Here is a 642-nt window from a genome sequence, read left to right as displayed (position 1 = left end):
GCCTCGGTCGCCGGCCTGCTGGTCACCACCGAAGCCATGATCGCGGAGGCTCCGAAGAAGGAGTCGGCTGGCGGCGGCATGCCTGGCGGCATGGGCGGCGGCGGCATGGGTGGCATGGGCGGTATGGATTTCTAAGGTCCACGCATTTCGGCAATTTGGAAAGGGCGGCAAGCAATGCCGCCCCTTCTTCGTGCCCATTCCGCCAGTTGTCAGTGACTCGCAAGCCGGGGGTATATGCCCGCCAAGGTTGGTGCTTATGCTTGAACGGATTCTGCCTTTTTTCGTGGGGCTGGCTTTACTGTTGGGTAGCGGCTGCGCGCGCAGCGATGATGGTACGGTGATTATTCCGAGACCGCTTGATGCCAGGCGATTCTTTGACAAAGGGCCGCCCCACATGCAGCAGCCACACATCGAAACCAGCGTGTTTCCGGTTGCGCCACAGGAGCCGGAAGGGCTCGAACCGCGCCGTGCGGCAAGTCACAAGACATCAACCAGACGCGCATCGCGGATCGCAAGTCCTCCGCTTTCCTCTTATGAGCCGCACAACCCGCTTGTCTGCAAGAACGTCAGCGAGTCCGGCAAGCGATACCGTGTGGTTTGCGAATAGGGCACTTGGTTTGGCCAGCGGTCTACCGCTCAGAG

General features: G+C 61.1%; 1 protein-coding gene. It reads left to right on the top strand.

Annotated features, from left to right (window positions below):
- The first annotated feature begins 256 nt into the window (after window positions 1-256).
- Window positions 257-607 (top strand): hypothetical protein, encoded by a 351-nt coding sequence (locus tag AC0L2P_RS32180; protein ID WP_473507243.1) that lies wholly within the window; start codon window positions 257-259, stop codon window positions 605-607.
- Window positions 608-642 lie beyond the last annotated feature (35 nt).

It is taken from the genome of Mesorhizobium sp. WSM4836, from assembly GCF_055811815.1.
This window is presented reverse-complemented; position numbering and strand designations above follow the sequence as displayed.